4 protein-coding genes are annotated in these 3,152 nt (G+C 38.9%); 3 read left to right on the top strand and 1 reads right to left on the bottom strand.

What is annotated here, in order from left to right:
* A partial coding sequence (locus tag AB5935_RS24095) for a hypothetical protein (protein ID WP_368327667.1) occupies window positions 1-198 on the bottom strand: 198 nt, incomplete at its 3' end.
* A 96-nt stretch (window positions 199-294) separates the two neighbouring features.
* Between AB5935_RS24095 and rpsA the strand changes: the two genes are divergently transcribed.
* The 3 genes from rpsA to AB5935_RS24080 all read left to right on the top strand — a co-directional run.
* Window positions 295-2,091: a 30S ribosomal protein S1 gene (gene rpsA, locus AB5935_RS24090; RefSeq protein ID WP_368327666.1), complete on the top strand. Its 1,797-nt coding sequence runs from the start codon at window positions 295-297 to the stop codon at window positions 2,089-2,091.
* 249 nt (window positions 2,092-2,340) lie between these two features.
* The gene (locus AB5935_RS24085) at window positions 2,341-2,787 is read left to right on the top strand and encodes a cold-shock protein (RefSeq protein ID WP_038609115.1); all 447 of its coding nucleotides are present in this window, start codon (window positions 2,341-2,343) and stop codon (window positions 2,785-2,787) included.
* A 70-nt stretch (window positions 2,788-2,857) separates the two neighbouring features.
* On the top strand, window positions 2,858-3,152 hold a 295-nt coding region (locus tag AB5935_RS24080; RefSeq protein ID WP_368327665.1), incomplete at its 3' end, for an MBL fold metallo-hydrolase.

Raw genomic sequence — 3,152 nt, 5'->3', positions numbered from 1 at the left:
CGGGGCAGGCGTTGTATTCTCAATAGAAAGCTGATGAATGATTGATGCACCGTTTTGTTGTATCGCAAAATTAATAAGCGGTAAATAGTCGCATTGCACCTTGATTTTGTCCAATCTCTCGTCCATGGCAAAAACTGTATAAATTAAAGATTGCAATATTACAAAAAATACGGATATAATTCTCTTTTCTTCTGCCATTCTTTTGTCAATCAAGAAAATATTCCTACCTTTGCGCCCGATTTATAGATAATATAATGTCTTATTTAATTAAAGTATTAAACAATTTATTTATTAATGGAAAACTTAAAGAACGTAGCTCCTGTTGAAGATTTCAACTGGGATGCTTATGAAAACGGCGAAGCTGTAACCAGCATGAGCCACGAAGATCTTGAAAAAGCTTATGACGGTACGCTGAACAAAGTAAACGACCGCGAGGTTGTAGACGGTACTGTTATTGCAATGAACAAACGCGAAGTAGTTGTCAATATCGGCTACAAATCAGACGGTATCATTCCTTTAAATGAATTCCGTTACAATCCAGATTTGAAAATAGGTGATACTGTAGAAGTATACATTGAAAATCAGGAAGACAAGAAAGGACAGTTAATTCTGTCACACAAAAAAGCACGTGCTACTCGTTCTTGGGACCGCGTAAACGCTGCTCTTGAAAATGAAGAAATTATTAAGGGTTACATCAAGTGCCGCACTAAGGGTGGTATGATTGTGGACGTATTCGGTATCGAAGCATTCTTGCCGGGTTCTCAAATTGATGTGAAACCTATCCGCGACTACGATGTATTTGTAGGTAAGACAATGGAATTCAAAGTGGTTAAAATCAACCAGGAATTCAAAAACGTTGTTGTTTCTCACAAAGCTCTTATCGAAGCTGAACTTGAACAGCAGAAGAAAGAAATCATCGGTAAACTTGAAAAAGGACAGGTACTGGAAGGTACTGTTAAAAATATCACCTCTTACGGTGTATTCATCGACTTGGGCGGCGTAGACGGTTTGATCCACATCACCGACCTTTCTTGGGGCCGTGTAAGCGATCCGAAAGAAGTTGTAGAACTCGACCAGAAGTTGAACGTTGTTATCCTTGACTTCGATGACGAAAAGAAACGTATCGCTCTTGGTTTGAAACAACTGACTCCGCACCCATGGGATGCTTTGGATGCTAACCTGCAGGTAGGTGACAAGGTGAAAGGTAAAGTAGTCGTTATGGCTGACTACGGTGCATTCATCGAAATCGCTCCGGGCGTAGAAGGTTTGATCCACGTATCTGAAATGTCTTGGTCACAGCACTTGCGTTCTGCTCAGGATTTCATGAAGGTAGGTGACGAAGTAGAAGCTGTTATCCTGACACTTGACCGTGACGAACGTAAGATGTCTTTGGGTATCAAACAGCTGAAACAAGATCCATGGGAAACTATCGAAGAAAAGTATCCTGTAGGTTCCAAGCACACTGCAAAAGTTCGTAACTTCACTAACTTCGGTGTATTCGTAGAAATCGAAGAAGGTGTAGACGGATTGATCCACATCTCTGACTTGTCTTGGACTAAGAAAGTGAAACATCCTTCTGAATTCACTCAGATCGGTGCAGACATCGAAGTTCAGGTATTGGAAATCGACAAAGAAAACCGTCGCTTGAGCCTTGGTCACAAACAGTTGGAAGAAAATCCTTGGGATGTATTCGAAACTGTATTTACTGTAGGTTCTGTACACGAAGGTACTATCATCGAAATGTTGGATAAGGGTGCTGTTGTAGCTCTTCCTTATGGTGTAGAAGGTTTTGCAACTCCGAAACACTTGGTAAAAGAAGATGGCTCTCAAGCCCAATTGGATGAAAAACTGTCATTCAAAGTAATTGAATTCAACAAGGATGCCAAGAGAATCATCCTGTCTCACAGCCGCATTTTCGAAGATGCTGCCAAGGCAGAAGAAAGAGCTGAAAAGAAAGCAGCTTCTAATGCAAAGAAAACAACTAAGAGAGAAGAAGCTCCTGCTATCCAAAATCAGGCAGCCTCTACCACTTTAGGCGATATCGATGCTTTGGCTGCTTTGAAAGAACAGTTGGAAAACAAAAAGAAGTAATCAGTTTACTTTAAGATAAGCCAAAAGGATGCATTTTAATAAATGCATCCTTTTTTTATGCCATTATTTCTTAAAAAGGAAAATATTCTATGGGATATCCGTAATAAAACCGTATCTTTATAGAGTAATAAAATTTCGAGTTAGTATTTCATAACGACTTCTCCCCCGTTTTCTTATTACCTCACTATTAATTCCATACACTTCCCCGTAGCAGGCCGAACTGTATATTACTAATTTAAAAAGAATCAAATGGCGAAACCTATTTCATTTACCAAACGAGATCTAGAAAAGAAAAAACAAGAAAAGCGTTTAGCAAAACAGCAAAAAAAAGAAGAAAGAAAAAGTAACGGCACATCTTCCTTTGAAGATATGATTGCCTATGTAGACGAGAACGGTATGATAACCGATACTCCTCCCACTCCTAATAATAAACCACAAGAAGTGGATATGTCCACCATTGAAGTTTCAACTCCTCGTAGAACTGGAGAACCGATAGAACTAGTACATGAAGGAAGAATAGAACACTTCAATGTATCCAAAGGATATGGATTTGTAAAAGATTTGAAGAATGCAGAGAAATACTTCTTTCATATTAGTGGACTGATAGACAATATCATAGAAAATAACATCGTGACTTTTGAACTAGAAAAAGGGTCACGTGGCATGAATGCTGTGAAAATAAAACTTAAGAAATAGTTCAATCCTATAATGCCGTTTTTACGGCATTTTTTATTTTCCATTCAAAAAAGATAGTATCTTTGTAACGATGGAGAAATTTGAAGTACATATATTAGGATGCGGGTCAGCATTGCCGACCACACGGCATTTTGCGACATCACAAGTCGTAAATATCCGTGAAAAACTATTTATGATAGACTGTGGCGAAGGAGCACAGATGCAATTACGCAAATCAAAACTGAAATTCACCCGGCTAAACCATATATTCATTTCACATTTGCACGGTGATCATTGTTTCGGACTAATGGGACTGATATCAACTTTCGGTATGCTGGGAAGGACAGCCACACTCTATATTCACTGTCACGCAGAATTAGAACGTC

It is taken from the genome of Phocaeicola sp. RTP21198st1_B8_RTP21198_201120 (assembly GCF_040929485.1).
GTDB lineage: Bacteria > Bacteroidota > Bacteroidia > Bacteroidales > Bacteroidaceae > Phocaeicola > Phocaeicola dorei.
The sequence above is the reverse complement of the archived record's forward strand: the minus strand, read 5'-3'. Positions and strand labels throughout refer to the sequence as shown.

What these genes read in the sequence shown, in the direction of transcription:
- rpsA (WP_368327666.1), top strand. Translation starts at nt 295, where the DNA reads ATGGAAAACTTAAAGAACGTAGCTCCTGTTGAAGATTTCAACTGGGAT.
- AB5935_RS24085 (WP_038609115.1), top strand. Translation starts at nt 2,341, where the DNA reads ATGGCGAAACCTATTTCATTTACCAAACGAGATCTAGAAAAGAAAAAA.